Genomic DNA, 23,804 nt, shown 5'->3' on the forward strand with positions numbered 1-23,804 from the left:
GCTGGATCAAGCTCAGCGCCGGCGATGACGGCATGACGGCGCTCGAGACGAAAATCCTGCGGGCAGCCGCGCGGGCGGCGGCGCAGACAGACGCCGTTATCGGCAGTCATACGATCAGGGGACGGGTCGTCATGGATCAGCTCGATGTCATCGAGGCGGAGGGCTACAGGGCCGACAGGTTCATCTCGATCCATACGCAGGAAGAAAAGGACTTCGCCTATAACGTCGCCGTCGCCGAGCGAGGCGCCTGGATCGAATATGACCATGTCGGCCGGGGCGAGGACAACGAGGTGGCGGAGCTGGTGATCAAGGCGCTGGAAGCGGGCTGCGGCGATCGCCTGTTATTGAGTCATGACCGCGGCTGGTTCGATCCGGCGCTGCCGATGGGCGGAACACCCAAGCCTTACACCCATCTTTCCACGGTCTTGCTGCCCGAGTTGAAACGGCGGGGCATAGACGACGGGACCCTGATGCGCCTGACCCACGACAATCCGTTCGAGGCTTTCGCCCGATAGGGGGAGTGGCCGGGCACGACCCAATATCTCAATCCCCAATTGGCTTGTCTCTGATACTAGACGCACATCGATCTTTCGACATGTTCGTCGATGGCGGAAATGATCTCTTCCCAATCTGCGGGATGAAGTTCGTGACCGCCACCTTCGATCTTCACGAACTTCGCGTCTGTCGCAGTCCGCGCGAGTGTCTCTCCGTGCGTCGGCGGAAAGACCGGATCAGCGGTGCCGTGAAGGACGAGAAGCGGCACCTTGATCTCGTCGAGCCGGCCCCGCCATGTCTCGCCAATCTCAAAGAGGACGCTGTGGTTGGTGGCGCTCAGATAGCCTCCGGAGCGGTCGAAGTCGCGTTCGAGGAAGGCTCGAGTTCCGGCTTCGTCGAATGGATGTGCCATTCCGGCGGTCAGGCGCAAATCCTCGACCAGGTACGCGACCGCGTCCGCCCGGTCCGACCAATCCGCCTCCACGGCCATATGTTCCAGCCAGGCCTCGCCGCTCGGAGGGAAATGGGATCTATCCACACCGACCGGCGAGGTACTGATCGCCGTTAGGGAAAGCACGCGTTCCGGCCTCTTCAGTGCGGCCACCTGCCCGACCATGCCGCCGAGGGAAAATCCGACGATATGAGCGTTCGCGATTCCGTAGCCGTCGAGCACACGGAAAACGTCATCGACGGCGTCCTCGAAGGTGTAGCCGGGCCGACCAGGCGGATATTTGGTCGAAAGGCCGGAATCGCGCTGGTCGTAGCGGATCACGAAACGACCGCGTTCGGCGAGCCGACGGCAGAATTCCTCCGGCCACCACAGCATCGACGCCATTCCGCCCATGATCAGAAGTAACGGCGGCTGGTTCGGATCGCCGAAGCTCTGCGTCGCGAGCTCGACTCCGTCAGTGCGGATCATCAGCCCACTCATGCCAAGCCCTCGCGGTGCAGCGCGGCTTGCACCGCCGGCCGTTGTTCGATCCGTGCGATGTATTCGCCTAACGGCTCGGGCAGAGCGAATCCGAGTTGAGTTGCGCCCCACGCGAGTTGGAAAAGATAGGCATCAGCGACCGTGAAGGTCTCTCCGAACAGATAGCCCCGCTCAAGTCGGCCGGCGACGAAGCCGAACCAGTGCACTATTTGCTGGCCCGTCGGCTCCCTGGCTTCCTTCGGAAGCGATAGGTAGGTGGGAAAGCGCTTGTGAATCTCGGTTGCAAGAAAGCTCAGCATCTCGATCAGGCGGAAGCGGCCCAGATGACCCTGCGGTGCCAACTCCGGTGCGCGGTCGGCGATCCAAGCCAGGATGGCAACATTTTCGGTCAGCACCTCACCATCGTCGAACATAAGGGCGGGCACATAGCCCGCCGGATTGATGTCCATGTATCGGCCGCCCCCTTCAATCTGCTTCGTCTCTAGGTCGACCTTGACCAGGTCGAATTGAATTCCAGCCTCCAGCATGGCGATGTGGTCCGCCAAGCTGGAGAATCCGGGCGCAGAGTAAAGTTTCATCCAACCGTTCCTTCCTTCGTTTCGTATGTCCATTGTCCAAGAAGAGGTGGGCAGCGTAGGGCGGTTACCCGATCGCCCACGCATAAATGTTCCCTTCATGTCCGCATACTGTGGCTAAGGTGGGGGGTGCCGCATCGGGCATATTCAGTAGGACTGGTTTGAAATGCATGTCTGGGGGCATAGAAATTCAGTCGACCGACCGAGCGCAGTCTAGTCTGCGGCGCTCTGCATCAACCCCACCTCTGCCTTTGGAAGGTCGGCCTGCTGGTGTTTACAAACCGTCGGGATCGGGCAGCCTGCTGCCGGTTGTACACATGGGATGATTATGGCTTCATCTCTGCAATCTCGAATTCCAAGTATCGGAGCATTTTGTGTCGACTTTCCGTAAAAGGGCGCGGTTTTCGGGCAGAGCCGCAGAACTCAATTCCATGGAAACTGCTTTCCGAGATGTCTCTGGCGGTCGGCAATGTTGCATTCTTCTCGGGGCAGAAGCAGGTGGCGGAAAAAGCCGGCTGGTCGACGAGTTCGCCGACCGACTCTCAGGCCGTGCCTTGATCCTAAAAGGTGGGTGCATTGAGCAGCAGGAATCGGCCCTACCTTACGCGCCTATTACAGCTCTGCTGCATGAATTGGTTCGTCTGCGCGGCCAGTCGGCAGTCGGATCGCTTGTCAGCGGCGAGGGTACTCGAGAACTGGCGTGGCTTCTTCCCGAACTCGGCGAGACCTCCGAGCGATTTGATGCGGGCATCGCAAGGTCGCGGCTGTTCGAGACACTTCGAAAGCTGTTCGAGGAATTGGCGCGCGAGATGCCGCTCGTCCTGGTCATCGAGGACATTCACTGGGCCGATCAGGGAACCTGCGATTTGCTTCGCTTTCTTTCGACGCGGCTGAAGAAAACTCGGGTCATGCTGATCGTCACCTATCGACCCGAGGAGGCGAACGGCCCCAACGCATTGCGGACAACCATCGTGGACCTCTCTCTTTCCGATGGTTGTGATGTGCTGAAACTTCCTCGCCTCACCCGCGCGGAGATCGCCATGCAGCTCCAAGGCCTGCTCGGGTCGCCACCAACGCCTGCTATGATTAACAGCGTGTATTTGCGGGGCTGCGGAATCCCGCTGTTCACCGAAGCACTTATCGATGCGAGCGGAAGCTTGCGCATAGATGTTCCAGGCTCGCTCACCGATTACCTGCTGAGAGGCGTCAGAGACCTGCCGGCATCCACGGGTGAGTTGTTGAAAGTGCTGGCGCTCGGCGGACCGCATATAACCCATTCGCTACTTCGCAACGTGACGAACAAACCTGACCTCGAGCTCGCGCAATTGTTGCGCCCCGCGATTTCGGCGGGGGTCGTCGCGGCCGATCGTGATGGATATGCGTTCCGCCACGCGCTCATCCAGGACGCAGTGCGGGGCGACCTGATCGCCGGCGAAAAGGTGGCCATCCATCGCTTCTATGCCGACGTGCTCGAACGTGGACCGGTTCCAAGCTACCGGATTTGGCATTCCGTAGCGCTCGCGCGCCATTTGCACGGCGCAGGTCAAGCGGAACGTTGCCTAAAATGGGCCTGGCATGCTGCGGCGGAAGCCGCTGCCACCTTTGCCTATGTAGACCAGATGGAGATGCTGAAGCTCGTGTTAGCGGCGTGGCCCGAGGTCGAAGGTGCGACTGGATTGATCGGCGTGGACCATTGCAAGGTGTTGGAACTCGCTGCTGACGCCGCCTGCTGGGCAGCGGAGGCGGAGCAGGGGCTCGCCTTTGTCGAACGCGCACTCACCGAACTGGATGCCGACGGCGATGGCGAGCAATTGGCGGCGCTTCTTCTGCAGCGCGCGGTAATGCGTCAGCACGCGCTTCTCCCAGGCGAGATCGCAGACCTTGAGCGCGCGCTCGATCACGCAGTCCGTCCCACAAGGTTGCGCGCTGATGCCTTGGGGCAGTTTTCCCGTGCGCTGATTTTACGGGGAGAGCTCGATCGCGCCAGGTGCTTGGGCGAGGAACTGAGGGATTTGGCGGAGAGGCTCGACGATGAGGAATACCGTATCGAGGCACTGATCATTGCGGCGTCGCTGGACAGGGCGCCGAACGTGTCTCGCATCGATGCCCATCGGACCGTCGCAATGCGGGCGGAGCAGGTATCCATAGGCCGAGTCGAGATTCTTGCGGGCGCAGCACTGCTGCAGGCCCTGCTCGACGCAGGAGAATATGGTCAGGTCATTAAGATCGGACCGGCAATTTTTGCGCGGACGGTCGAGCTCGGGCAGGCACGGTATATAGGAGCACTGGTTGGTTCGCCCCTTTGCCGCGCCTTCTTGGTCTTGGGCCGTGTCTCCGAAGCCACTGAGACATGCGAACGGATGGCGGCACTGGATCCGCTGCCATTGGGGCTTGTTCACGTCTTCGAATGCCAAGCGGAGATCGCCTTGGCATTAGGGGATGCGGATCGAATTGCTGCAGCGGCAAGATCGTTGCGCGCTCTCCCGCCAGGCCCCCAAATTGCCAGCCGTATGGCAGCCAACCTTCTGAAATTTGACATTGAAAGCTCGGCTTTATCAGGTGACGTGGATCAGTCGGCGCTCTTGGTGAGATCTGCTCTGGCGCATCTGGAGAAGCGAGGGAGCGCCTCCTGGCCGCTCCTGGCTTCCGCCATCCGCGTTGCCGTCGATACGAACCAGAGAGACGTTGCTCTGGAACTGGCCGAGCTTGCCGCTCAGACCCCATGCCGAAATATGGTAGAGCAGACCGAGAGGCTGGCGATTTTGGCTGAGATGTCGCGCGCCACGGTTTCTGATCTCGATGGATGGGCTGCGGTTGCCCAAAGCTGGGCTGGATTGAACCAGCCCTTTCGGCAGGCGTACGCCCTTATGCAAGCAGGTGCCGCCGCAGTGAACGCCGGCAAGCGGGCGAGTGGAGCGCGCCATTTCAGGCACGGTGCGAAGATTGCTCATTCGATCGGCGCCTGCCTTTTGGCCAACCAGATTGAAGCCCTCGCTGCAAAAGCGCGTATTAATTTACGAGATGAAGAGGATGAGGGGGCGCCGAAGGCGCCCCTCGGCCTGACAGATCGAGAATTCGAGGTCCTCCGGCTAGTCGCGGCTGGCCATAGCAATCGGGAGATCGCGAAGAATCTATTCATTTCCTCGAAAACGGCGAGCGTTCATGTGTCTAACATTTTGAGCAAGCTTTCCGTCTCCAGCCGGGGCGCCGCCGCAGCCGTCGCACACCGGCTCAGGATCATTGATCTGGGATAGAGTTTGTTGGTTCGGATGCACAGTGCGTATACGGATTGGACAAGGAAATTCGGCTGGACCGCAGTGGTCAAGCAAGATTGCGTCCTCAGCCGTCGGCTCCGGAGGGCGACGGCCGCTTCGGCTCTGTCGATTCGATCGGTGGCCGCACGCCGACATTTGGTGCGCCACTGCCAGCCTCCCGCGTCGATTCTGCTTATTGTTTGCCGACCGGAGGGCCTCGGAAGTGCTCTATCGGCTTGCTGGAGCTTTTTCAGAAATCGACGGCGATACCAGGATCTATGAGAAGCCGCGCTCATCGAACAAAAGCGCCATGCTGGTCGCATCGATGAACCGGCCATCGATGCACGCCGCACGCCGGACGATGCCTTCACGCGCAAATCCCACCTTTTCGTAGAGAGCGATAGCACGGGCGTTGTCTTCGTAAACATCGAGTTCGACCCTTACGAAACCGGTTTCCTGCGCCGCTTTCAATGTGGTCTGGACGAGCCTTCGTCCGAGACCCCTGCCGCGATAGGCGGGAAGGACCCCCATTCCTAGCCTTCCGCGATGGGCGTGCGACGGGAAGAAATGCCGGCTGATGTCGCACCAACCGACGACCTCGCCTTCAGCGGTGGCAACGAATTGCGGATTGCCCTTCGCAATCATGCCCATCACGAACTCACGAGTCTGGGGCAGGGGCGATGCTTCCAGCATGGACAGGTATTTTTTCTCCCGCGCGACGACGTCCAGCGTACGATGAAAGCTGTCGATATGGACGGCAGCGATCGGCTCGATCCTGATGCCTAACGTATCCGGCGATGCCGCTGCATCCATGTGCTTCTCCTTCAACGATTGCGGAATGCCTATCGGAGACCTGCCGCAGACCCGCACGGGAGCGCATAATTCACGGTCCGTCAACCTTTGCGTGTCAATTTCTCGACAGCGGGCGCCATCAAAAGGTTGCAGGTATTGAAGGTCGGGCTCACATCCCACATTACATTCGTCTTGGTGACGCTCACGTGCGCCGCGGCTGTGTTGCTGTGCGGATTTGCGTGGCTCGCCGCGGTGAAGGTCGACGATCTCTCGTTGCGCCGACAGGCCGACTTCGTCGGCCAAGGATTGGAAGAGCAGATCGCGGCACTTCCCCGGGAGCAGGAAAGCGTCACCAAATGGGACGATGCCTTCCTTTATGCCAAGCAGCGGAACCATGAATGGCTGCTCGACAATGTCGGCCAATGGACGAGCCGGTATTTCGGGCACGACAGGACCTATATCTTCGACGATACCAATCGCCTGATGTTTGCTTTCCGCGACGGCGCGGATGCCGTGCCGCCGCGGCTCGGTGACGACGATGGCCGAGAAGTGACCGCTCTCGCCGGAGAGATGCGCGCCGTTCTTGTCGAGCCGGCTGCAAAACCCGGCGCCGAAGCGCTCGGGCAACTGGCCGCGGTTCGGACGATCATGATCGGCAACCGGCCGGCAATTGCCAGCGCGCGTCCTATTCTGCCGAGCTCGACCCGGATGCAGATCGAGGCGGGCCAGGAGTTCATCGCCATTTCTGTCAAGTTCATCGATGGAAAAGCTGCAGAAAGCATCGCCCATTACGCGCGGCTCGAAGGATTGCATTTCGCGCCCTCGAAAGGGGAGGACGAGCGGGCGCAAGTGCCAGTGCCGTCCCATGACGGCGGCACGATCGGCTATCTCGTGTGGCCGCCTATCCTGCCCGGATTCATGCTGCTTCAGCAGATTGCGCCGGCGGGACTTGGCTGCCTTGCGCTGCTGATTGCCGTCGTCTTCTGGCTCGGACGAGGTCTGCATGCCACCTCGGTGACCCTGCTGGACAGCCAGGCGCAGCTCACCCACCACCGCAACCATCTGGAAGAGATGGTGGTCGATCGAACGGCCGAGATCGAAAGGCAGAGAGAGGAACTGGATCGCCTGCTGGTGCACGAACGCCAGGTGAATGCGCTCCAGCGCCAGTTCGTCGCCATGGCTTCGCACGAGTTTCGCACGCCGCTCGCCATCATCGACGCCGCTGCCCAGCGGCTCTGCCGCTCGACGACCAACGTCAGCGGCGATTACGTTCACGAAAAAGCCGGCGTGATCCGAAGCGCGGTCGTGCGCATGGTCGATCTGATGGAGAGCATTCTCGCCAGCGGCCGGCTCGAAACCGGACAGATCACACTGAAGCGCAGCGAAGGCGATCTGAAAGCCCTGCTTGTCGCCTGCTGCGACAGACAGCGCCATCTCAGCCGCTCGCATGTGTTCCATCTCGATCTCGAGCCGATACCGGATGTATTGACGTTCGACCGCAGCGCGATGGAGCAGGTCTTCACCAACCTGATTTCGAACGCCGTCAAATATTCGCCCAACGCGCCTGACATTCATGTTCGCGCCCAGGCCGATGAGAAGACGGTGGAGATCGCCATCTCCGACAGCGGCATCGGCATGGATGCGGACGATCTGCCGAAGCTGTTCCAGCCCTATTATCGCGCCCGCAGGGCGACGGGTATTGCCGGAACGGGCATCGGCCTCAACGTCGTCAAACAGGTCGTCGAGTTGCATGGCGGCACCGTCGAGGTGACGAGCGAACTCGGCAAAGGCACAACATTCACCATTCTTTTGCCAACAGAGTTTCTATTGTCGGATCAACAAGTCGCAGCTTAAGGAAGAGCTCATGGTTACCGTCCTGTGCATAGAAGACGAAGTCGAGATCCGGAACCTGCTCGTCGAAGAGTTGAGCGAAGCCGGCTACAAGACGCTCGAGGCTTCCAACGGCGCCGAGGGGCTGGAAATGATCCTGTCGAAGTGGCCCGATATCGTCATCAGCGACATTTCGATGCCTGTGATGGACGGGCACCAGCTTCTGGCCGAAATTCAGATCAATCACCCGGAGCTCTCCAATATTCCCTTCATCCTGCTGACGGCGCTGACCGACCGGGAAAATACGCTGGCCGGCCTTCGCGGCGGAGCGGCGGACTATCTGACGAAGCCGCTCGACTTCGATCTGTTGCTAGCCAAGCTCGAAGGCTGCGTGACCCGTCTTGCCAATGACAAAGCGGTCCACCGGTCGTTCTGATGGTTACCGGGTAAGGGCTTGGAAGAAAGCACATCCCCTCCGTTTCCGCAAAAGACGCTTTCAGGAAGGGAGAGGCGCTGCCATATAACTCTTCTCCGTGTTGGGGAGAAGTGGTAGCAGGCGCTCGATCCCGGACTGCCACCTTCCATCATCCTCTTCCTGTCAGGATGTCGCCGACCGCTTCGAAGACGCGCGGGTCGAGCGTTTGAGACACGTTGAAGCGCATGAAATTCGTTGCCGATTGCGACAGGCTGAATGCGTTTCCGGGAGCCAGAACGATTCTCTTTTCGAGTGCGGCCCGCGCCACATCAGCCGCATCGATGCCATCGGGCAGCCGGCACCAGAGGAACATCCCGGCCTGGGGCTCCAGCCAGGGCGTTATGCCGAGATTCTTCAGCTTGGCCGAGACCTCGCTCATCGCCCGGGAGAGCCGGTGTCTCAGCGTCTCCATGTGTTTGCGATAGCTGCCGTCGCTCAAGACGTTCAGCACCAGTTCCGCCGTCAGCCGGCCGCCGCCGAAGGAGGTGGCGATCTTCAGGTCTGTCAGGCCGTCGATCCATTCCGGTTTCGCCACGACGAAGCCGCAGCGGGCCGAAGCCGACAGGGTCTTCGAGAAGCTGCCGATGTGAATGACCCGCTCGAGCCCGTCGAAGGCGGCAAGGCGGGGTGCCGGCGTGTGCTCGAAATCGGCGAAGATATCGTCCTCGATAATGGCCAGGTCGAACTGGTCGGCGAGTTTTAGAACCCGGTGAGCCGTAACGGGAGACAAGGTTGCGCCGGTCGGATTGTGGATGGCGGAGTTGGTGATGTAGAGCCGTGGACGCTCATCGGCGACGACTTGCGCAAACATCTCGATATCGGGACCGGACGCGGTGTAGGGCACACCGACGATCTTTGCCCGATGGGCGCGCAGCAGCGCATGGAAATTGAAATAGCAGGGATCGTCGACCAGCACCGTGTCGCCGGGTTCCAGCAGGAAGCGGCAGAGCAGATCGATTGCCTGCGTGCCGGAATCGGCCAGCATGATTTGATCCGGGGAGGCTTCGATCCCCCGTTCACCCATGCGGCGGGAAATCAGCTGGCGCAGTTGCGGCAAGCCGAGCGGCGAGCCGTAATCGGCGAGCGCCGGCCCGTCGGCGCGGGCAAGTGTTCTGAGCCCGCGGCGCATGCCGTCCCCCGGCAGCCAGGAGGGCGGCAGCCAGCCGCAGCCGGGCTTCAGGTCGGCTTCGCCGGCCTCCAGCGATTGCCGCGATATCCAGAACGGATCGACCGCCCGGTCGAGCTTCGGCCCAGCCTCGGCAAGCGCAAAGGGCGCTGCCTGATTGGCGACGTAGAATCCCGAGCCTGGTCTTGCCAGGATCGCGCCTTCGGCGACCAACCGCTCATAAGCGTCGACGACGGTCGAAGTCGACAGCTTCAACGTCGCAGCCAGCCCCCGGACGGAAGGCAGTCTTGCCCCCGGTGTCAGGCTGCGCCCGGCGATGCGCTGCCTGATCGTCGCGGCGACCATCTCTACGCGTGTGCGTCCTTCGTTCATCCGTATTGCTCTCTGCATCACTACAGTTTCGTAAAATCGTATCAGACTGTCACTGTCATGACCATCCGTGTTGGCCGATAAGAGTGAGAGCATGAAGGAGTGCAGCGCATCATGGACCGCATAGCATCGGGATGGATCAATGGCGTTATCGGGGTGGTGATCTTCAGCGGATCGCTGCCGGCCACCCGCGTGGCGGTGATGCAGTTCGATCCGGTTTTCCTCACGGTGGCGCGCGCGGCGATCGCCGGCTTCCTCGCCCTCGGCCTACTGATTGCTTTCAGAGAGAAGCGGCCGAGCCGAGGTGATATTCTCTCCTTGGCGGTCGTGGCGCTCGGCGTCGTGGTTGGCTTTCCCCTGCTGACGGCCTTGGCGCTGCAGCATGTCACCTCAGCCCATTCGATCGTCTTCATCGGCCTGCTGCCGCTCGCAACCGCGATCTTCGGCGTGATCCGTGGCGGAGAACGGCCGAAGCCGGCATTTTGGGCCTTTTCCGTTCTCGGCAGCGCGCTGGTGGCGGGATTCGCATTGACGCAAGGCCTGACGGCCTCGCCGGTCGGCGATCTGCTGATGCTGGCGGCGGTCATCGTCTGCGGCCTCGGTTATGCCGAAGGCGGCAAGCTTTCGCGCACGCTCGGCGGATGGCAGGTGATTTCCTGGGCGCTCGTGCTGTCGCTGCCGGTGACGGTCGCGGTAGCAGTTTTCCATCGGCCGGCAACCTTCTCCGGCATCGAAACGCCGGCGCTGCTCGGCCTTGCCTATGTCTCGCTGTTTTCCATGCTGATCGGTTTCATCTTCTGGTATCGCGGCCTGTCGCAGGGCGGCATCGCGGCGGTCGGCCAACTGCAGCTGCTCCAGCCGTTCTTCGGCCTCGCGCTTGCCGCAACCCTGCTGCACGAGCCCGTGACCTCAGCCATGCTCGCCGTGACTGTTGCCGTCATCCTGTGTGTGGCTGGCGCCCGCAGGTTTGCGCGGTAGGGGAGGATCGGGACGTTCTCTCTGTCCTCAGCTTCGGTCGAAGACCTCGGGCTGCAATTTTCCGATCTTCATCAGATGTTGCAGCGTGTATGATATCGACAGAGCGTCGTCGAGAGCGTCATGCCCACGCAATGGAGAATGTTCGACCTCGTAATAGTCGGCCAGTTTGTTGCTGGGTGTCTTTGCCAAATCCTCGATCGGCATGCCCGCAGCGACGAGAAGCTTGACGGCGTTGTCGAAGCGGCGGGCCGGGATGGAAGGCTGAATACCGGCGACATAGCAGCTGATGGCCAACATGTTCAGCTCGTCCTTGCCCCACGACCAAAACCGGGCGCCGCCCGAGAAGCTGTCGATGCCGGAAAGGGCATCCTCCAACGCTACGCCATGGGCGTCGATATCCTCTTCTGTGATGCCGGTCAGATTGGTGAAATAAGGATCGAGCGGATACCTCTTACCGAAGCGATCGATGGGCCGGACGTAGGATTTATACGTATCGAGGGTCGGAAACTCGCTTTCCAGGCCGAGCTTGACGGCTCCGATCTGCGCAATGACGGGATCGGGATCGTGGGCCGCGCACCAAAATCTGCGTTGCGAGCCTTCCAGGCAAAGAAATTCACAGTCGAATATGATGGCGGTCTTCATCGTCGACGCTCCTCTGACAAATTATCCGGATTAGTTTAAGGACGAATCCAACGCATGGAGTGCATCCAGATGCAAGCGCCCGGCGTCTCTTTGGAGGCCTATGGCCGCCGGCCAAGCGTGCCGCCTGCAGGTGCTGCCTCGACAATTTCGCTCCCCCGTTTTGGTCGACCGTGGCAAACTGCGATGGCGGTGATCGCGGCATTTCTCGCGAGATCACCATGCAATCTTGCTGAAATCAGAAATTGAGGCACCGCAATGACCGAAATCGGTCGGATCCTTGGTTCGGGTAAAGAGGCCGAAGTCTTCGAATATGGCGCCCTGGCGCTGAAGCTGTACAGGCGCGCCGCCTCCAAGGCGTCGTCATTCAGGGAAGCCGCGAACCTGTCGATTCTTGAGAGCCTCGCGCTGCCGGCGCCAAAGGTCCACGCGGTCGGCGAATTCGATGGGCGCTGGGGCGTGTTGATGGATCGCGCGCCCAGCTCCTGTTTTGCCGACCAATTCGTCTCGACGGCAGGAAGAGCGCCGCTTGAAGACATGGCGCAACTGCATCGAAGACTTCACGAAAAACCCGGCGAAGGGTTGCCGTCTCTCATGGCCAGGCTTTCCGCCAGGATCCGGCGAGCCGAGGGGCTGGATGCTGCGTCCAGAAAGCGGCTCCTGTCGAAACTCGATTCTCTTCCGGATGGCGACAGGGTGTGTCACGGCGATTTTCACCCATGGAATATCCACGGGTCGGGGCAGGGGTTCATGATCGTCGACTGGCTCGACGCCTGCTGCGGCAATCCTTTGGCCGATGTCTGCCGAACATACGTGTTGTTGCACCATGCGATGCCGGACCGGGCAATGGGCTATGTCGAAGCTTACGCCTCGGTCACCGGATCGGAGGTCAGCGCCATTCTGGCCTGGCTTCCCGCGATTGCCGCCGCCCGGCTGACGGAAGGCGTTGCAAACGAAAATGACCAGCTGTTGCGTTTGGCTGGCCTGAGCCCATAACCGTCGAAGCTCCACGCAAGCGTTGGTCTCCGCCTTGCGCGAAGCCGCCATTTCGGCCGGCTATCGGCCTGGCTGATCTATTCGCTGCTTCCTCTGTTCTTTGCTTCCCGCACCAGGTCCGGCATTCCATCGTGCGGACCGAGGGCGTGAGTGGGATGGTCATCCCACCAATCATTATGCAGCGGTCTGCGGTGAGGGTGGAGCGGGTAGAAAATGCGGTTCTCGGCCTTGTGGCGCTCGCCGACGACGAGGAGATGCACTTCGGCTTGCGTGTTGTTGAGGAAACTATGGGCGATCCCGGTGCCGGCAGGAAATCCGACGGCGTCGCCGGGCTTCAGCCGATAGAGATGGCCATCGAGCCAGACGTCGGGCGCGCCTTCGATGACATAGACGAATTCTTCCTCGGCGCTCTCGGCATGCGGAAAAGATGTGCGCCGGCCAGGCGGCAAGCGCTCGTGATGAATGCCCAATTTCGTCAGGCCGAAATAGCGTCCGAAAGGCGCACCGATGCTCATCAACTCGTCGTCATCGTCATAATGCGAGTCGTCAGGCCGTTCGATCTCGCTCCAATGGACGACAAAGGCCGGCCGCTCCGACGTTGCCATGATAATCCTCCTGATGTGAGAGGTTCAGATGATTGAGAACACGGACATGCTGCCGTGAATAGAAGGCGACCGCAAGGGCGAAACGGCAGCCCGCACGCAAGCGGCGTGGCTGTCTGTCGCCATCCGGCTCGGGGGCGCCCTTCGCGCTAACCCTCTCTCCGTGAACGGGACGAAGGGCGGCGTCGGCAAAGCGAATTCTTATCAATGGCAGCCAAAACCCACGTTTCCTCCATTCCTGCGAGAGCACAGGAATGGGAAGAAATGTGGTGCCAGCCTGATCACTGGTGATACGAACGGCTCACTTGGCGGGCATGACGAGCGGCGCCCCTTTGCGGACGATGTAGGTTGCCAATTCCGACGCCTTGCCGCTGCCGACATTCTTCGCAGAGTGAGCGACGCCGGTGGGAATGAACAAGGATTGGCCGGCTTTAAGGGTAATCGGCTGCCTGCCCTCGAGTTGGTATTCCAGGGTTCCTTCGATGACGAAGGCGATCTCCTCGCCGGGATGCGAATGATTGGGGGCGAGAACGCCGGGCGCGAAATCGACGCGCACCTGAACGACCTCGTGGCCGGGCACATCGATATCGTTCTTGATGAGATCGGTGCGCTGTAGCGGCTGTTCCGCTTGTGCTGTCACTGCGCCGCCGAGAACAAGGGCGAGCGCGATAGCCTGGATCATTTTCATGTCGTCATCCTTCCTGAATTGACCATTTCCGACCGGTTGGCCGCATCGGGATTTAAGTCGATGATTGAACCAGGGATGTGTCTGCGGACCCCTATTTTTGTAAGCCAGTGTATCCTGCGGGGGCGGCAGGGCTGCGTGGGGTTGGATGGCTGGGAACAGCTACTCTTTGTGATATTGCGATGAGTTCTTTTGCCAAGCGATACAGACATTCCGTCGCGTCGCCCTTGCCAACCTGCCGTTATTTGGAGAAATAGCACTGCATCGACATGAGGAGACGGTATGGAAATCGTCCTGGTCACTGGGCCGGCCGGCGTCGGAAAATCCACTCTGTGCTGGGAGATGAGCGCTCAGCTTGCCGCTGAAGGCGTGGTGCATGCGGTTATTGAAACGGACGAACTCGATCGCGTGTTCCCGCGCCCTAGCCCGGAGGATCTTGAGAGACACCGGCCTGGAACGCTCGACGTCAGCAGCATCAACCTGGCGGCGATCTGGTCGACATACCGGGCCTTGGGGCACTCGCGCCTGATCATGTCAGGCGTCATGATGCACCTCGCTTTCGACCGGCGGTGGATTATGGCCGCAATACCTGATGCAGAGATCACCGTGGTTCGCCTGGCCGCCACGGAGCCGACGATCCTGGCGCGCCTCGCCCAGCGCGAGGTTGGCTCCGGTGCCGAAGAGCAGGCAGAGCGCTCGCTTCGACAAGCCCGGCGCATGGCGAGTGAAGATGCCACGGGCATGATCGTCGTGCACACGGACGGCAAGACACCCGAGACGCTGTCGAAGGCAGTTTTGCGGGAGGTGGGCTGGCTGAGGAACGGTTGAGGCCCTGGGCGGTAGCCTTCCGTAGGCGATGGCGAATTTGGCTGGAACGTGACCTCCCAGCGTGCCACTTTGGCGAGCGGCACGGCGGGCCTAAAAGAGATGTCTACCCATGATTGACCTGACTTGATGAGGAGCGTGGGGCGACGCCATTGCATGAATCACGCCGCCGACGACGAACCGGAGACGCTGACACCCGCCAGGCCGGCTATATTCGTCACCCCACCAGACGATTCAAAGTCGAATATCTTCTGCGTCACCAGCGCGGCGGCACCTCGGGCCCAGGAATTGTCCTCCCAGTCAGGCAAGAGGGGCGGGGCGGTTCGGAAGGTCCGGGCAGCGAGAGCTTCGCGCAGTGGCGTCAGGAAAGGGTCGCCGAGGGAGACGGCTTCGCCGCCGGCGACGATGACTTCGGGATCGGTAATGTTGACGAGATTGGCAAGGGCGGTGCCGATGCCGCGGCCGGAATCGGCGACGAGGGCGAGAGCCGCGGCATCACCTGATGCGAGCGCAGCCGTCAGTTCCGGCAGTCCCAGTTGCTCGCGGCCAGTCGCTTCCCGCCAGCGTCTCAGCATCGAGGCTTCGGAGTGATGGGCCATCAGGCAGCCGCGCTTGCCGCATTCGCAGAGCCGGCCGTTCTCTTCGTAGAGAGTGTGGCCGAATTTGCCGGCAGCACCATTGGCGCCGCGGTAGAGCTTGCCGTCGACGACAAGCGCGCAGCTGATGCCGACGCCGACGGCCAGAACGGCCATGTTGCGATGCTGGCGGCCGAGCCCGAAGAGCTGCTGGGCAATGGCATAGGCGTTGGTGTCGTCTTCCAGCCAGACCGGCACATGGACGCGGCTGGCGACCAGTGAGGCGAGGGGGACATTGTCCCATTTGAATCGGTAGCTGCGCACGCAGGCCGCCTGTTCGTGGTTGATGACGCCGGGCATGGAGATGCCGATGCCGGCGAGCTTGGCGTCGGGCCGGCCGGCGAGCTTCACCAGTTCAGGAACGGTGCTCGCCAGCAAGTCGGCGACCTTATCCGGGTCGTGGCCGTCGAGACCTACCCGCATGGCGGCGACGGGGTTGGTGGCAAGGTCGGTTGCCACGCACTCCACCGAATCGACCATGAGTTTGAAGCCGATGGCAAGCGCGTGCTCGTAGTTGATATCCACCGGGATCGGGCGACGGCCGGTGAGGCCGGGCACGGTCTTCCCTTCGATGACGATGCCTTCTTCCAAAAGGTCGGCGACGACGAAGGTGACGGCGGCCGGGCTCAAGCCGATGACGGTGGCGATATCGGCGCGGCTCCTCGGCCCCTCGCGCCGGAGGAGATTGAGGATGAGACGTCGGTTCATGGCTCTCGCCGTGGTCTGGTCGCCTTTCAGCTTCACGATTGAGTTCCTTAATTTTGTAAATTAATTATTGCAGGCTGGTTCGATCTATGCATAAGTTTGGCCGCCGATCAACTGAGCTAAGCGGATTATATGCCGGGATCGCGGGTGGATCGCAGCGTTGAATACCTGATCGAGCGCTTCGTGGAGGAGGTGCCGGGAAGGTGGTGTTTGATCGATCAACTGGGAGGAATTCAATGGCATTCTCGAAGCAATTTCCGTCGACCACCCGCAGAAGCTTCCTGAAGGGCGCTGGCGTGGTTTCCGCCGCAGCGGTCAGCTGCAGCTTTCCCATCCCTGCGATCGCGCAGACCCAAGAGGTCACGATGATCTCGGCCGAAAACAATGGCGCTGCGCTCGAAGCGCTGAAGGCGATCGCCGCGAGCTTCAGCAAGGAAGCCGGCGTCAACGTCGTCATCAACAATATGGACCACGAGGCCCACAAGACGGCCATTCGCAACTATCTCGTCGCCGGCGCGCCTGACATTTGCTCCTGGTTTTCGGGCAACCGCATGCGCGCCTTCGTCAAGCGCGGCCTGTTCGACGACATCTCCGACCTTTTCGAGAAGGAGAAGTACAAGGACGTGCTGGGTGCCACGGCCGGCGCCGTCACCGACGGGGGCAAGCAATATGGCCTTCCCACCGGCGGCACGCTCTGGGGCATGTTCTACCGCAAGGATGTGTTCGAGCAGCATGGCCTGACCGTGCCGAAGACAGCCGAAGAGTTCATGGCCTATGGCGACAAGTGCAAGGCCGCGGGCATCACGCCGGTGGCGATCGGCACCAAGGAATTGTGGCCGGCGGCCGGCTGGTTCGACCAGATGAACCTGCGCGTCAACGGCCTCGACAAGCATATGGCGCTGATGAACGGCGAGATGAGCTATCTCGATCCCGCGTTGACGCCGGTTTTCGACCAGTGGGAGGCTATGATTTCGAAGGGGTTCTTCACGGAGAACCATACGTCCTTCGGCTGGCAGGAGGCCGCGGCGCTGCTGGCGCAGAAGAAGGCCGGCATGATGAACCTCGGTGCTTTCCTGCGCTCGGCTTTCACCGCCGAAGATCTGCCGCAGCTCTCCTATGCGACCTTCCCGGTGCTCGACGCCAAGGTCGGCCACTTCGAGGAATTCTCGGTCAATTCGATCCATATTCCCGCCAAGGCCAAGAACAAGCAGGGCGCACGCGAATTCCTCGCCTATTTCTACAAGCCGGAGAATCTGGCGGCCTATCTGGAGCCGGCCGGCAACGTGCCACCACGCAACGATCTACCGCCGAGCAAGGATCCGCTCGTCAATGTCGCCGTCGAGACGATGAAGACGGTGCAGGGCACGTCGCAATATTACGATCGTGACAGCGACCCCGACATGGCGCAGGCAGGTCTCGTCGGCTTCCAGGAGTTCATGGCCAAGCCCGACCGGCGCAAGGCCATCCTGACGCGCCTCGAAGGCACGCGCAAGCGGATTTACAAGATCTGACCTGGACGTCTCAGCCCAGTTTGTTGGTAGGCTGCGCCCTTCACTCGACGTCATCCTCGGCCTTGTGCCGAGGATCTGCTGCGCATCGACGTGGGTAGATGCTCGGGACAAGCCCGAGCATGACGAAAGAGAGGTTGGAGGGCTTTGCCCGCAGCCTACTCTTCGCCTGGGTGGCAAGGCGCCGTACTATAATATGAGGCTCCTGATATGTTGATGTTATGGCGCCGCCAGCGTTGGTGGCTTACCCCGACTTTGCTCATCGCGCCCGCGATCGTGCTGTTCTTCACGGTCATCCTGCTGTCGGCCGTCAGGAGTCTCTGGATCAGCCTGCACGACTGGGATGGCTTCGGCCCGATGGTCTGGATCGGCTTCGGCAATTACGTCGAGCTTTACAACGATCCGCAATTCTACGTGTCGCTGAAGAACAACCTGATCTGGCTGGCGATGTTCATGGCGGCACCACCTCTCGGGCTCGCCATCGCGCTGCTGGTCAACCAGAAAATCCGCGGCATGCGCTTCCTGAAGTCGCTGTTCTTCATTCCGCTGGTTCTTGCCTCGGTGACGGTCGGCGTCGTCTTCACCTGGGTCTATACGCCGGAGTTCGGGTTGCTCGCGCTGATCTTCAGGGCGTTCGGGGCGACGGCGCCGGCGGTTCTCTCCGACGAGCATTTCGTCACTTTCGCCATCGTGATTGCCGCGCTCTGGCCGCAGATCACCTTCTGCATGGTGCTCTATCTCGCCGGCCTCAACAATTTGAGCGAAGAGCTGATCGGGGCAGGGCGCGTCGACGGGGCGAGGGGCTGGAATATGTTGTGGCACATCGTGCTGCCGCAGCTGACCCAGGTCACTTTCATCGCCATTGCCGTCACCGTCGTCGGGGCGCTCAGGTCCTTCGACATGGTGTCGGTGATGACGAACGGCGGTCCTTTCGGTTCGTCCTCGGTTCTCGCCTACCAGATGTTCGAACAGTCGATCTTCTCCTACCGCTTCGGTTACGGCGCGGCGATCGCCTCGGTGCTGTTCGTGATCATGGCCGTCTTCATCGTCTGGTACCTCAGCCGCATCATCCATACCGAAGAAAGGGGAGGCTGATGTATCCTCGTCCCATTCCCGATGCCGCCATCTGGCAGCGCCGTCTCTACGTGCTCGCTGTCGTCATCGTCCTGCTGCTCTGGCTCTGCCCGCTGTTTGCGATCATCCTCACCTCGTTCCGCTCGACCGAGGATGTGATGGGCGGCAATCTGTGGGGATGGCCGACCGGCATCGGCGTCATCGATAATTATACTGATGTCTTTACACAGACACCGATGGCCCGCTATTTCCTCAACAGCCTGACGATCACCATTCCCTCGGTGATCGGCGTGCTGGTGCTGAGCACGCTCGCCGGCTATGTGCTGTCGCGCTATCGCTTTCCCGGCAACATGCTGATCTTCGCGCTGTTCGTCGGCGGCAATTTCCTGCCGCACCAGATCATGATGATCCCGGTGCGCGATCTGATGGTCCGGCTCGACCTGATCGATACGACGGCGGCGCTGATCATCTTTCATGTGGCCTTCCAGACCGGCTTTGCGACGTTGTTCATGCGCAATTTCATCGCGGCATTGCCCGATGAACTGTTCCAGGCGGCGCGCGCCGAGGGGGCGTCTCCCTTCCAGACGCTATGGCATGTGGCGATCCCGCTGGTGCGGCCGGCGCTGGCCGCACTCGCCATCCTGATCTTCACCTTCATCTGGAACGATTATTTCTGGGCCGTGGTGCTGACCGTCAGCGACTCCGTCAAACCTGTGACTGCCGGCCTTGCCAATCTTCGCGGCGAGTGGGTCTCGGCCTGGAACCTGATTTCCGCCGGCACCATCGTCGTCGCCGTACCGCCCGTCGTCATGTTCTTCCTGATGCAGCGGCACTTCATCGCCGGTCTGACGATGGGCGCGGTGAAGGGATGAGCGATCTCGACAACGAGCCCTTGGAAGTTCCGATTTCAACAGCAGAGAGCCAGGACGCATGACCAGTCTCGAACTCCGACAGATCAACAAGAATTACGGCGCCTATCATGCGCTGCGCGGCATCGATCTTTCCGTAGCGCAAGGCGAGTTCATCGTCATGGTCGGCCCCTCCGGCTGCGGCAAATCCACGCTTTTGAAGACGATCGCCGGCCTGGAGGAGATCTCCTCCGGCCAGATCCTGATCAACGGCCGCGACGTCAGCAAACAGGAGCCAGGGGATCGCGGCATTGCTATGGTTTTCCAGTCCTATGCGCTCTATCCGCATATGACAGCGGCGGAGAACATGGGCTTCGGCTTGCGCATGGCCAAGCGCCCGAAGGCCGAGATCGAGGCGGCGGTGGCGCGCGCAGCCAAGATCCTGAGGATCACCGATCAGCTGGGGAAACGGCCGAAGCAGCTCTCCGGCGGGCAGCGGCAGCGCGTGGCGATCGGCCGGGCGATCACCCGTTCGCCCGACGTCTTCCTCTTCGACGAGCCGTTGTCGAACCTCGATGCGGCACTCAGAACCCAGATGCGCGTCGAACTCAGCAGCCTGCATGCCGAACTCGGCGCCACCATGGTCTATGTCACCCACGACCAGGTGGAGGCCATGACCATGGCAAGCCGCATCGTCGTCTTGAACCAGGGGGTGATCGAGCAGGTCGGCTCGCCGCTCGAACTCTACCGCAACCCAGACAATCTCTTCGTCGCAGGCTTTCTCGGTGCCCCGCGGATGAACTTCCTCGGCGTTACCCTCGACGAAGTGTCCGGCCGCAATGTCACGGTCTCCGCACCAGGCCTCGTGCCGGTGACGGTGGAACTGGCGGAGGCGACGGTGCTGGCGAAGGGCACCAGCCTGACGCTCGGTGTGAGGCCGGAAAACATATCGATGGTCGCCGACGGGGCGCAGGGCGGAGCGATCAACGGTCAGGTCCGGCTGGTCGAGCATCTCGGGCGCGAAACCATTCTCTATGTCGATGCCGGCAATCTCAGGACCATCGCCTCGGAAAGCGGCACCGGCAACATCACGGTGCAGCTGAGCTACGTCGCGCCTTTTGCCGCCGACCAGAGCGTGGCGCTGAAGCTCGACGCCAACGAACTTTATCTCTTCTCACCCGATGGCGGACGCACGATCAGCGCCCGCAAGACGACCCTCGACAGATAATCACAGGAAACATCACCGTGTCCGACAAGACTCTCTCCGTATGGAACCCCGTCAAGACCGACCGCTTCCTCGTCGGCGCCCCGCATTATCCCGAGCACGTCGATGAAAGCTACTGGGAGCGCGACGCCGAGCGCATGGCGAAAGCCGGCTTCAACGTGGTCAGAATGGCCGAATTCGCCTGGCATATTCTAGAGCCGAGGCTCGGCACCTTCGATTTCGACCTGTTCGACCGTGCCATCGCCATGCTCGGGCGCTACGGCATCGACACGATCATGTGCACGCCGACGGCAACGCCGCCGCGCTGGCTGACCGTGGCGCATCCAGAGATCTTAAGGGTCGACGGCAAGGGCCGGCCGATGAGCCATGGTTCGCGCCAGCATTGCGACACGGCAAGCCTGGTCTTTCGCGAACACAGCCGGCGCATCACCAGAGCGATGGCCGAGCATTATCGCGACAATCCTTTTGTCGTCGGCTGGCAGACCGACAACGAGTTGAACACCAGCATGCCGGAGAGCTTTTCGACGGCAACGCTCACCGAATTCCAGGCCTTCCTCGCGAGCAAATACGGCGAGATCGGCAAGCTCAACACGGCGTGGGGCGGCGATTTCTGGGCGACGGCTTATGACAGCTTCGACCAGGTGGTGCTGCCGATCGAATTCGGCCCGACCTTCCCGAGCCCCGGCCATCTGCAGGATTATCACCGCTTCCTCGCCTTCTCGACGGCGCGTTTCCAGCACGACCAGGTCGAGATCCTGCGCGCCGTCAAACCCTCCTGGTTCGTTTTCCACAATCTGGGTGGCCTCAGGGATATCGACTTTCGCGGCCAGTTCACCACCGATCTCGATTTCGTCGGCTACGACATCTATCCGATGCTCTATGACGAGTTCCAGCGGCTCGGAAACCACGCCAAGGTCCAGGCGCTGCACCTCGATATCTGTCGCGGCTTCTCCGGCAACTACATCGTACCTGAGCAGCAGTCGGGCTTCGGCAGCCAGCCGGGCTTCTGCACGCTGACGCCGGAGCCGGGGGAGCTGCGCCGCATGGCGCTTTCTTCGGTTGCCCATGGCGCCGACGGCCTGATGTTCTTCCGCTGGCGGCCCGCCCATTTCGGCGCCGAGATCTACTGGATGGGCATCATCGATCATGACGATATTGGCCGCCACCGCTATGAGGAGGCCAAGCGCTTCGCGACCGAAATGACGGCGCTGAAGGACAAGATTCTCGGCACCTATGTGCGCATGGATGTCGGCATCGCCGGCTCCGATTTCGACAATCAGGAAGCGCACAAGACCTATCCGATCGGCCTGCCGAGCCCGCAGGACGATGCGATCCTGCTGCACCAGTATTGCTACGACCGCGGCATTGCCTGCGGTTTCATTCATCCTGAGGACGATCTTTCCAAGCTGAAGCTGCTCTATGTGCCCCATTGGGTGATGTGGAAGGACGAATGGACCGAGAGGCTGAAATCCTTCGCCGAGCAGGGCGGCACCGTCGTCATCGGCGCGCGCACCGGCACGCGCAACGAAGACAACCACGTCATCCGCGAGACCGCGCCCGGCACCTCGCTGTCGCAGCTCACAGGCGTGCGTGTCGAGGATTTCGGCCGTCTCGCCGCCCCCGGCGCCAACGGGCTTTTTGATGTGATGGAACGTTCGGGCGGGCTTGTCATTCCGCCGAACAAGCCGGCCGAATCGCACCGGCGCGAACGCCGCTTCAAGATCGGCAACCGCGAACTGGCTGCCGGCTATTTCTATGAAAACCTGGCAATCGCAAGCGATGTCGAAGTGGTTGCGGCCTGGTCCAACCGCTATGCCGAGGGCCAGCCGATGGCGACGTCGCGCAAGCTCGGCAAGGGGCAGGTGGTCTATGTCGGCACCTATCTCACCCCGGATCTGACGGCAGCTCTTGCCGAGCGGCTGTTTGCACCCGTCGGCATCGAGCCGCTGCTCGGCGACCTTCCTGAGGGCGTCGAGGTGACCATGCGGATGAATGACGACCGCCGGCTGTTGTTCATCCAGAACTACACCGACCAGCCGGCCGCCATCGGCGGCGTTCCCGCTGGCCGCGATCTCCTCGATGACGAAAAGCCCGTTGCCGGCAGGCTCGATCTCGAAGGCTACGGCTGCGCGATCATCGAGCTCGCGGGGTGAGTTGCACTCGCCAGGCGAAAGCGTGGCGAGGGCTGCTGCTGCATTCTCCGTCGTCCTCGGCCTTGAGCCGAGGATCCATATCACGGGCGCCGACGGGTGCCATTGTCGATGCTCCGGTCGGTCCCCGGAGGGACTCATTCATAGCGCAGAGGCGCCGATCACGTCCTTTCAGGTCGAGAAGCGAGTCAGGCGTAGGTCATGACCGTTCAATTAAGCCGGCATCCGGGACAGCTTCCAATCGTAGGACCGCAAGAAGCTCACCAGCTCTCGCATGGCGGCACTGGAGTGTCTTTTGCTCGGGTAATAGAGATACCAGCTTGGCAAAAGAGGACTCCAATCCTTCAGAACCTCCGTCAACCGGCCGTTCGTCAGGTCGGGTGTGGCGTAGTCCTCGAAGACATGGGCCAATCCGCATCCGGCGACAGCGGCCTGCAATTCGTTGTGTGCCGAACTCACCGTCAATCGTCCCTCCGGCAAGACTTCGAGGGCGTCTCCGCCCTTTTCAAATTTCCAGGATACCAGCGTGCCGCCGGGAAATCGTCGTCGAATGCAGTTGTGGCCGGCGAGATCATTGGGGGTCAGAGGCAGGCCATGCTTTGCAATATAATCCGGCGACGCCACGATCGCGTATCGAAGCGATGGTCCCAGCGGTACTGCGATCATATCTTGTGCCAGTTGTTTTCCGAACCGAACGCCCGCGTCAAAGCCTTGCTCGACGATGTCGATGACGGCTGCGTCGCTGATGAGCTCGACCTTGATGTCCGGGTATGTGTCCATAAAGGCGAACATTGCCGGACAGAGCAGGTGATCGATTGCGGGGCCTGGCGCATTGATACGAAGGGTGCCGGACGGGTTTTCCTTTAACTGGTTAAGGTCATCGACTGCGAGACGGATGTCCGTCAAAGCTGGACCGAGGCGCAGCAGGAGACGCTGTCCCGCCTCCGTCGGCGAAACGCTTCTTGTTGTCCTGTTGAGCAGGCGGATGCCGAGCGCCTCTTCCAAAGCGTTGATTGTCTGGCTGAGTGCCGATGATGAAACGCCTCGCTCCAGGGCAGCGGCCCTGAATCCGCCGCACCTGACGATC

General features: G+C 61.2%; 20 protein-coding genes and 1 pseudogene. 12 read left to right on the forward strand and 9 right to left on the reverse strand.

Going from position 1 to position 23,804, the window contains the following annotated elements:
• Nucleotides 1-515: pseudogene (locus FY112_RS13510) on the forward strand (esterase); the annotation flags it as partial.
• A 56-nt stretch (nucleotides 516-571) separates the two neighbouring features.
• On the opposite strand, the gene FY112_RS13515 reads toward FY112_RS13510, so the two are convergent.
• Together FY112_RS13515 and FY112_RS13520 are read right to left on the reverse strand one after the other, a co-directional pair.
• Complete coding sequence (locus FY112_RS13515) at nucleotides 572-1,426, reverse strand: alpha/beta hydrolase (RefSeq protein WP_131620351.1); 855 nt, start codon at nucleotides 1,424-1,426, stop codon at nucleotides 572-574.
• Nucleotides 1,423-2,004: a glutathione S-transferase N-terminal domain-containing protein gene (locus FY112_RS13520; RefSeq protein WP_131620352.1), complete on the reverse strand. Its 582-nt coding sequence runs from the start codon at nucleotides 2,002-2,004 to the stop codon at nucleotides 1,423-1,425. The genes FY112_RS13515 and FY112_RS13520 overlap by 4 nt, the downstream gene beginning before the upstream one ends.
• A gap of 371 nt (nucleotides 2,005-2,375) precedes the next feature.
• Between FY112_RS13520 and FY112_RS13525 the strand changes: the two genes are divergently transcribed.
• Nucleotides 2,376-5,255 (forward strand): AAA family ATPase, encoded by a 2,880-nt coding sequence (locus tag FY112_RS13525; protein ID WP_151518563.1) that lies wholly within the window; start codon nucleotides 2,376-2,378, stop codon nucleotides 5,253-5,255.
• A 276-nt stretch (nucleotides 5,256-5,531) separates the two neighbouring features.
• Here the strand turns inward: FY112_RS13525 and FY112_RS13530 are convergent, their stop codons facing one another.
• Complete coding sequence (locus FY112_RS13530) at nucleotides 5,532-6,068, reverse strand: GNAT family N-acetyltransferase (RefSeq protein WP_017961095.1); 537 nt, start codon at nucleotides 6,066-6,068, stop codon at nucleotides 5,532-5,534.
• 87 nt (nucleotides 6,069-6,155) lie between these two features.
• On the opposite strand from FY112_RS13530, the gene FY112_RS13535 reads away from it, so the two are divergent.
• Together FY112_RS13535 and FY112_RS13540 are read left to right on the forward strand one after the other, a co-directional pair.
• On the forward strand, nucleotides 6,156-7,901 hold the full coding sequence (locus FY112_RS13535; protein ID WP_151518564.1) for an ATP-binding protein: 1,746 nt from the start codon (nucleotides 6,156-6,158) through the stop codon (nucleotides 7,899-7,901).
• A 10-nt stretch (nucleotides 7,902-7,911) separates the two neighbouring features.
• Nucleotides 7,912-8,313: a response regulator gene (locus tag FY112_RS13540; RefSeq protein ID WP_003560657.1), complete on the forward strand. Its 402-nt coding sequence runs from the start codon at nucleotides 7,912-7,914 to the stop codon at nucleotides 8,311-8,313.
• Nucleotides 8,314-8,461: 148 nt separating this feature from the next.
• Here FY112_RS13540 and FY112_RS13545 read toward each other — a convergent pair whose 3' ends face one another.
• Nucleotides 8,462-9,871 carry a PLP-dependent aminotransferase family protein gene (locus FY112_RS13545; protein WP_017961093.1) on the reverse strand — a complete coding sequence of 470 codons (1,410 nt, stop codon included), beginning with the start codon at nucleotides 9,869-9,871 and terminating at the stop codon, nucleotides 8,462-8,464.
• A gap of 90 nt (nucleotides 9,872-9,961) precedes the next feature.
• Between FY112_RS13545 and FY112_RS13550 the strand changes: the two genes are divergently transcribed.
• Nucleotides 9,962-10,825, forward strand: a complete 864-nt coding sequence (locus FY112_RS13550; protein ID WP_151518565.1) for a DMT family transporter — start codon at nucleotides 9,962-9,964, stop codon at nucleotides 10,823-10,825.
• Between the two features lie 27 nt (nucleotides 10,826-10,852).
• On the opposite strand, the gene FY112_RS13555 is transcribed toward FY112_RS13550, so the two are convergent.
• Nucleotides 10,853-11,467, reverse strand: coding sequence for a 3'-5' exonuclease (locus tag FY112_RS13555; protein WP_151518566.1), 615 nt, complete (start codon nucleotides 11,465-11,467; stop codon nucleotides 10,853-10,855).
• A gap of 255 nt (nucleotides 11,468-11,722) precedes the next feature.
• On the opposite strand from FY112_RS13555, the gene FY112_RS13560 reads away from it, so the two are divergent.
• The gene (locus FY112_RS13560; RefSeq protein WP_017961090.1) at nucleotides 11,723-12,460 is read left to right on the forward strand and encodes an aminoglycoside phosphotransferase family protein; all 738 of its coding nucleotides are present in this window, start codon (nucleotides 11,723-11,725) and stop codon (nucleotides 12,458-12,460) included.
• A gap of 77 nt (nucleotides 12,461-12,537) precedes the next feature.
• Here FY112_RS13560 and FY112_RS13565 read toward each other — a convergent pair whose 3' ends face one another.
• A complete protein-coding gene (locus FY112_RS13565) occupies nucleotides 12,538-13,065 on the reverse strand; it encodes a cupin domain-containing protein (protein WP_017961089.1) in 528 nt (175 codons plus the stop codon).
• A gap of 298 nt (nucleotides 13,066-13,363) precedes the next feature.
• Complete coding sequence (locus FY112_RS13570) at nucleotides 13,364-13,750, reverse strand: cupin domain-containing protein (protein WP_017961088.1); 387 nt, start codon at nucleotides 13,748-13,750, stop codon at nucleotides 13,364-13,366.
• Nucleotides 13,751-14,029: 279 nt separating this feature from the next.
• Here FY112_RS13570 and FY112_RS13575 point away from each other — a divergent pair, with 279 nt between their 5' ends.
• Nucleotides 14,030-14,575 carry an AAA family ATPase gene (locus FY112_RS13575; RefSeq protein ID WP_151518567.1) on the forward strand — a complete coding sequence of 182 codons (546 nt, stop codon included), beginning with the start codon at nucleotides 14,030-14,032 and terminating at the stop codon, nucleotides 14,573-14,575.
• Between the two features lie 158 nt (nucleotides 14,576-14,733).
• On the opposite strand, the gene FY112_RS13580 is transcribed toward FY112_RS13575, so the two are convergent.
• Complete coding sequence (locus FY112_RS13580; RefSeq protein ID WP_131644768.1) at nucleotides 14,734-15,951, reverse strand: ROK family protein; 1,218 nt, start codon at nucleotides 15,949-15,951, stop codon at nucleotides 14,734-14,736.
• Nucleotides 15,952-16,148: 197 nt separating this feature from the next.
• Here FY112_RS13580 and FY112_RS13585 point away from each other — a divergent pair, with 197 nt between their 5' ends.
• The 5 genes from FY112_RS13585 to FY112_RS13605 all read left to right on the forward strand — a co-directional run bounded on the left by FY112_RS13585 (nucleotide 16,149) and on the right by FY112_RS13605 (nucleotide 22,720).
• Nucleotides 16,149-17,423 (forward strand): ABC transporter substrate-binding protein, encoded by a 1,275-nt coding sequence (locus tag FY112_RS13585; RefSeq protein ID WP_151518568.1) that lies wholly within the window; start codon nucleotides 16,149-16,151, stop codon nucleotides 17,421-17,423.
• A 207-nt stretch (nucleotides 17,424-17,630) separates the two neighbouring features.
• Nucleotides 17,631-18,515 (forward strand): sugar ABC transporter permease, encoded by an 885-nt coding sequence (locus FY112_RS13590; RefSeq protein ID WP_017961085.1) that lies wholly within the window; start codon nucleotides 17,631-17,633, stop codon nucleotides 18,513-18,515.
• Nucleotides 18,515-19,366 (forward strand): carbohydrate ABC transporter permease, encoded by an 852-nt coding sequence (locus FY112_RS13595; protein ID WP_017961084.1) that lies wholly within the window; start codon nucleotides 18,515-18,517, stop codon nucleotides 19,364-19,366. The genes FY112_RS13590 and FY112_RS13595 overlap by 1 nt, the downstream gene beginning before the upstream one ends.
• A gap of 58 nt (nucleotides 19,367-19,424) precedes the next feature.
• Complete coding sequence (gene ugpC / locus FY112_RS13600; protein WP_151518569.1) at nucleotides 19,425-20,570, forward strand: sn-glycerol-3-phosphate ABC transporter ATP-binding protein UgpC; 1,146 nt, start codon at nucleotides 19,425-19,427, stop codon at nucleotides 20,568-20,570.
• Nucleotides 20,571-20,587: 17 nt separating this feature from the next.
• The gene (locus FY112_RS13605) at nucleotides 20,588-22,720 is read left to right on the forward strand and encodes a beta-galactosidase (protein WP_151518570.1); all 2,133 of its coding nucleotides are present in this window, start codon (nucleotides 20,588-20,590) and stop codon (nucleotides 22,718-22,720) included.
• Between the two features lie 210 nt (nucleotides 22,721-22,930).
• Here the strand turns inward: FY112_RS13605 and FY112_RS13610 are convergent, their stop codons facing one another.
• Complete coding sequence (locus tag FY112_RS13610; protein ID WP_246700664.1) at nucleotides 22,931-23,803, reverse strand: LysR family transcriptional regulator; 873 nt, start codon at nucleotides 23,801-23,803, stop codon at nucleotides 22,931-22,933.
• Nucleotide 23,804 lies beyond the last annotated feature (1 nt).

This window comes from Rhizobium sp. PEPV16 (assembly GCF_008919455.1).
Taxonomy (GTDB): domain Bacteria; phylum Pseudomonadota; class Alphaproteobacteria; order Rhizobiales; family Rhizobiaceae; genus Rhizobium; species Rhizobium leguminosarum_Q.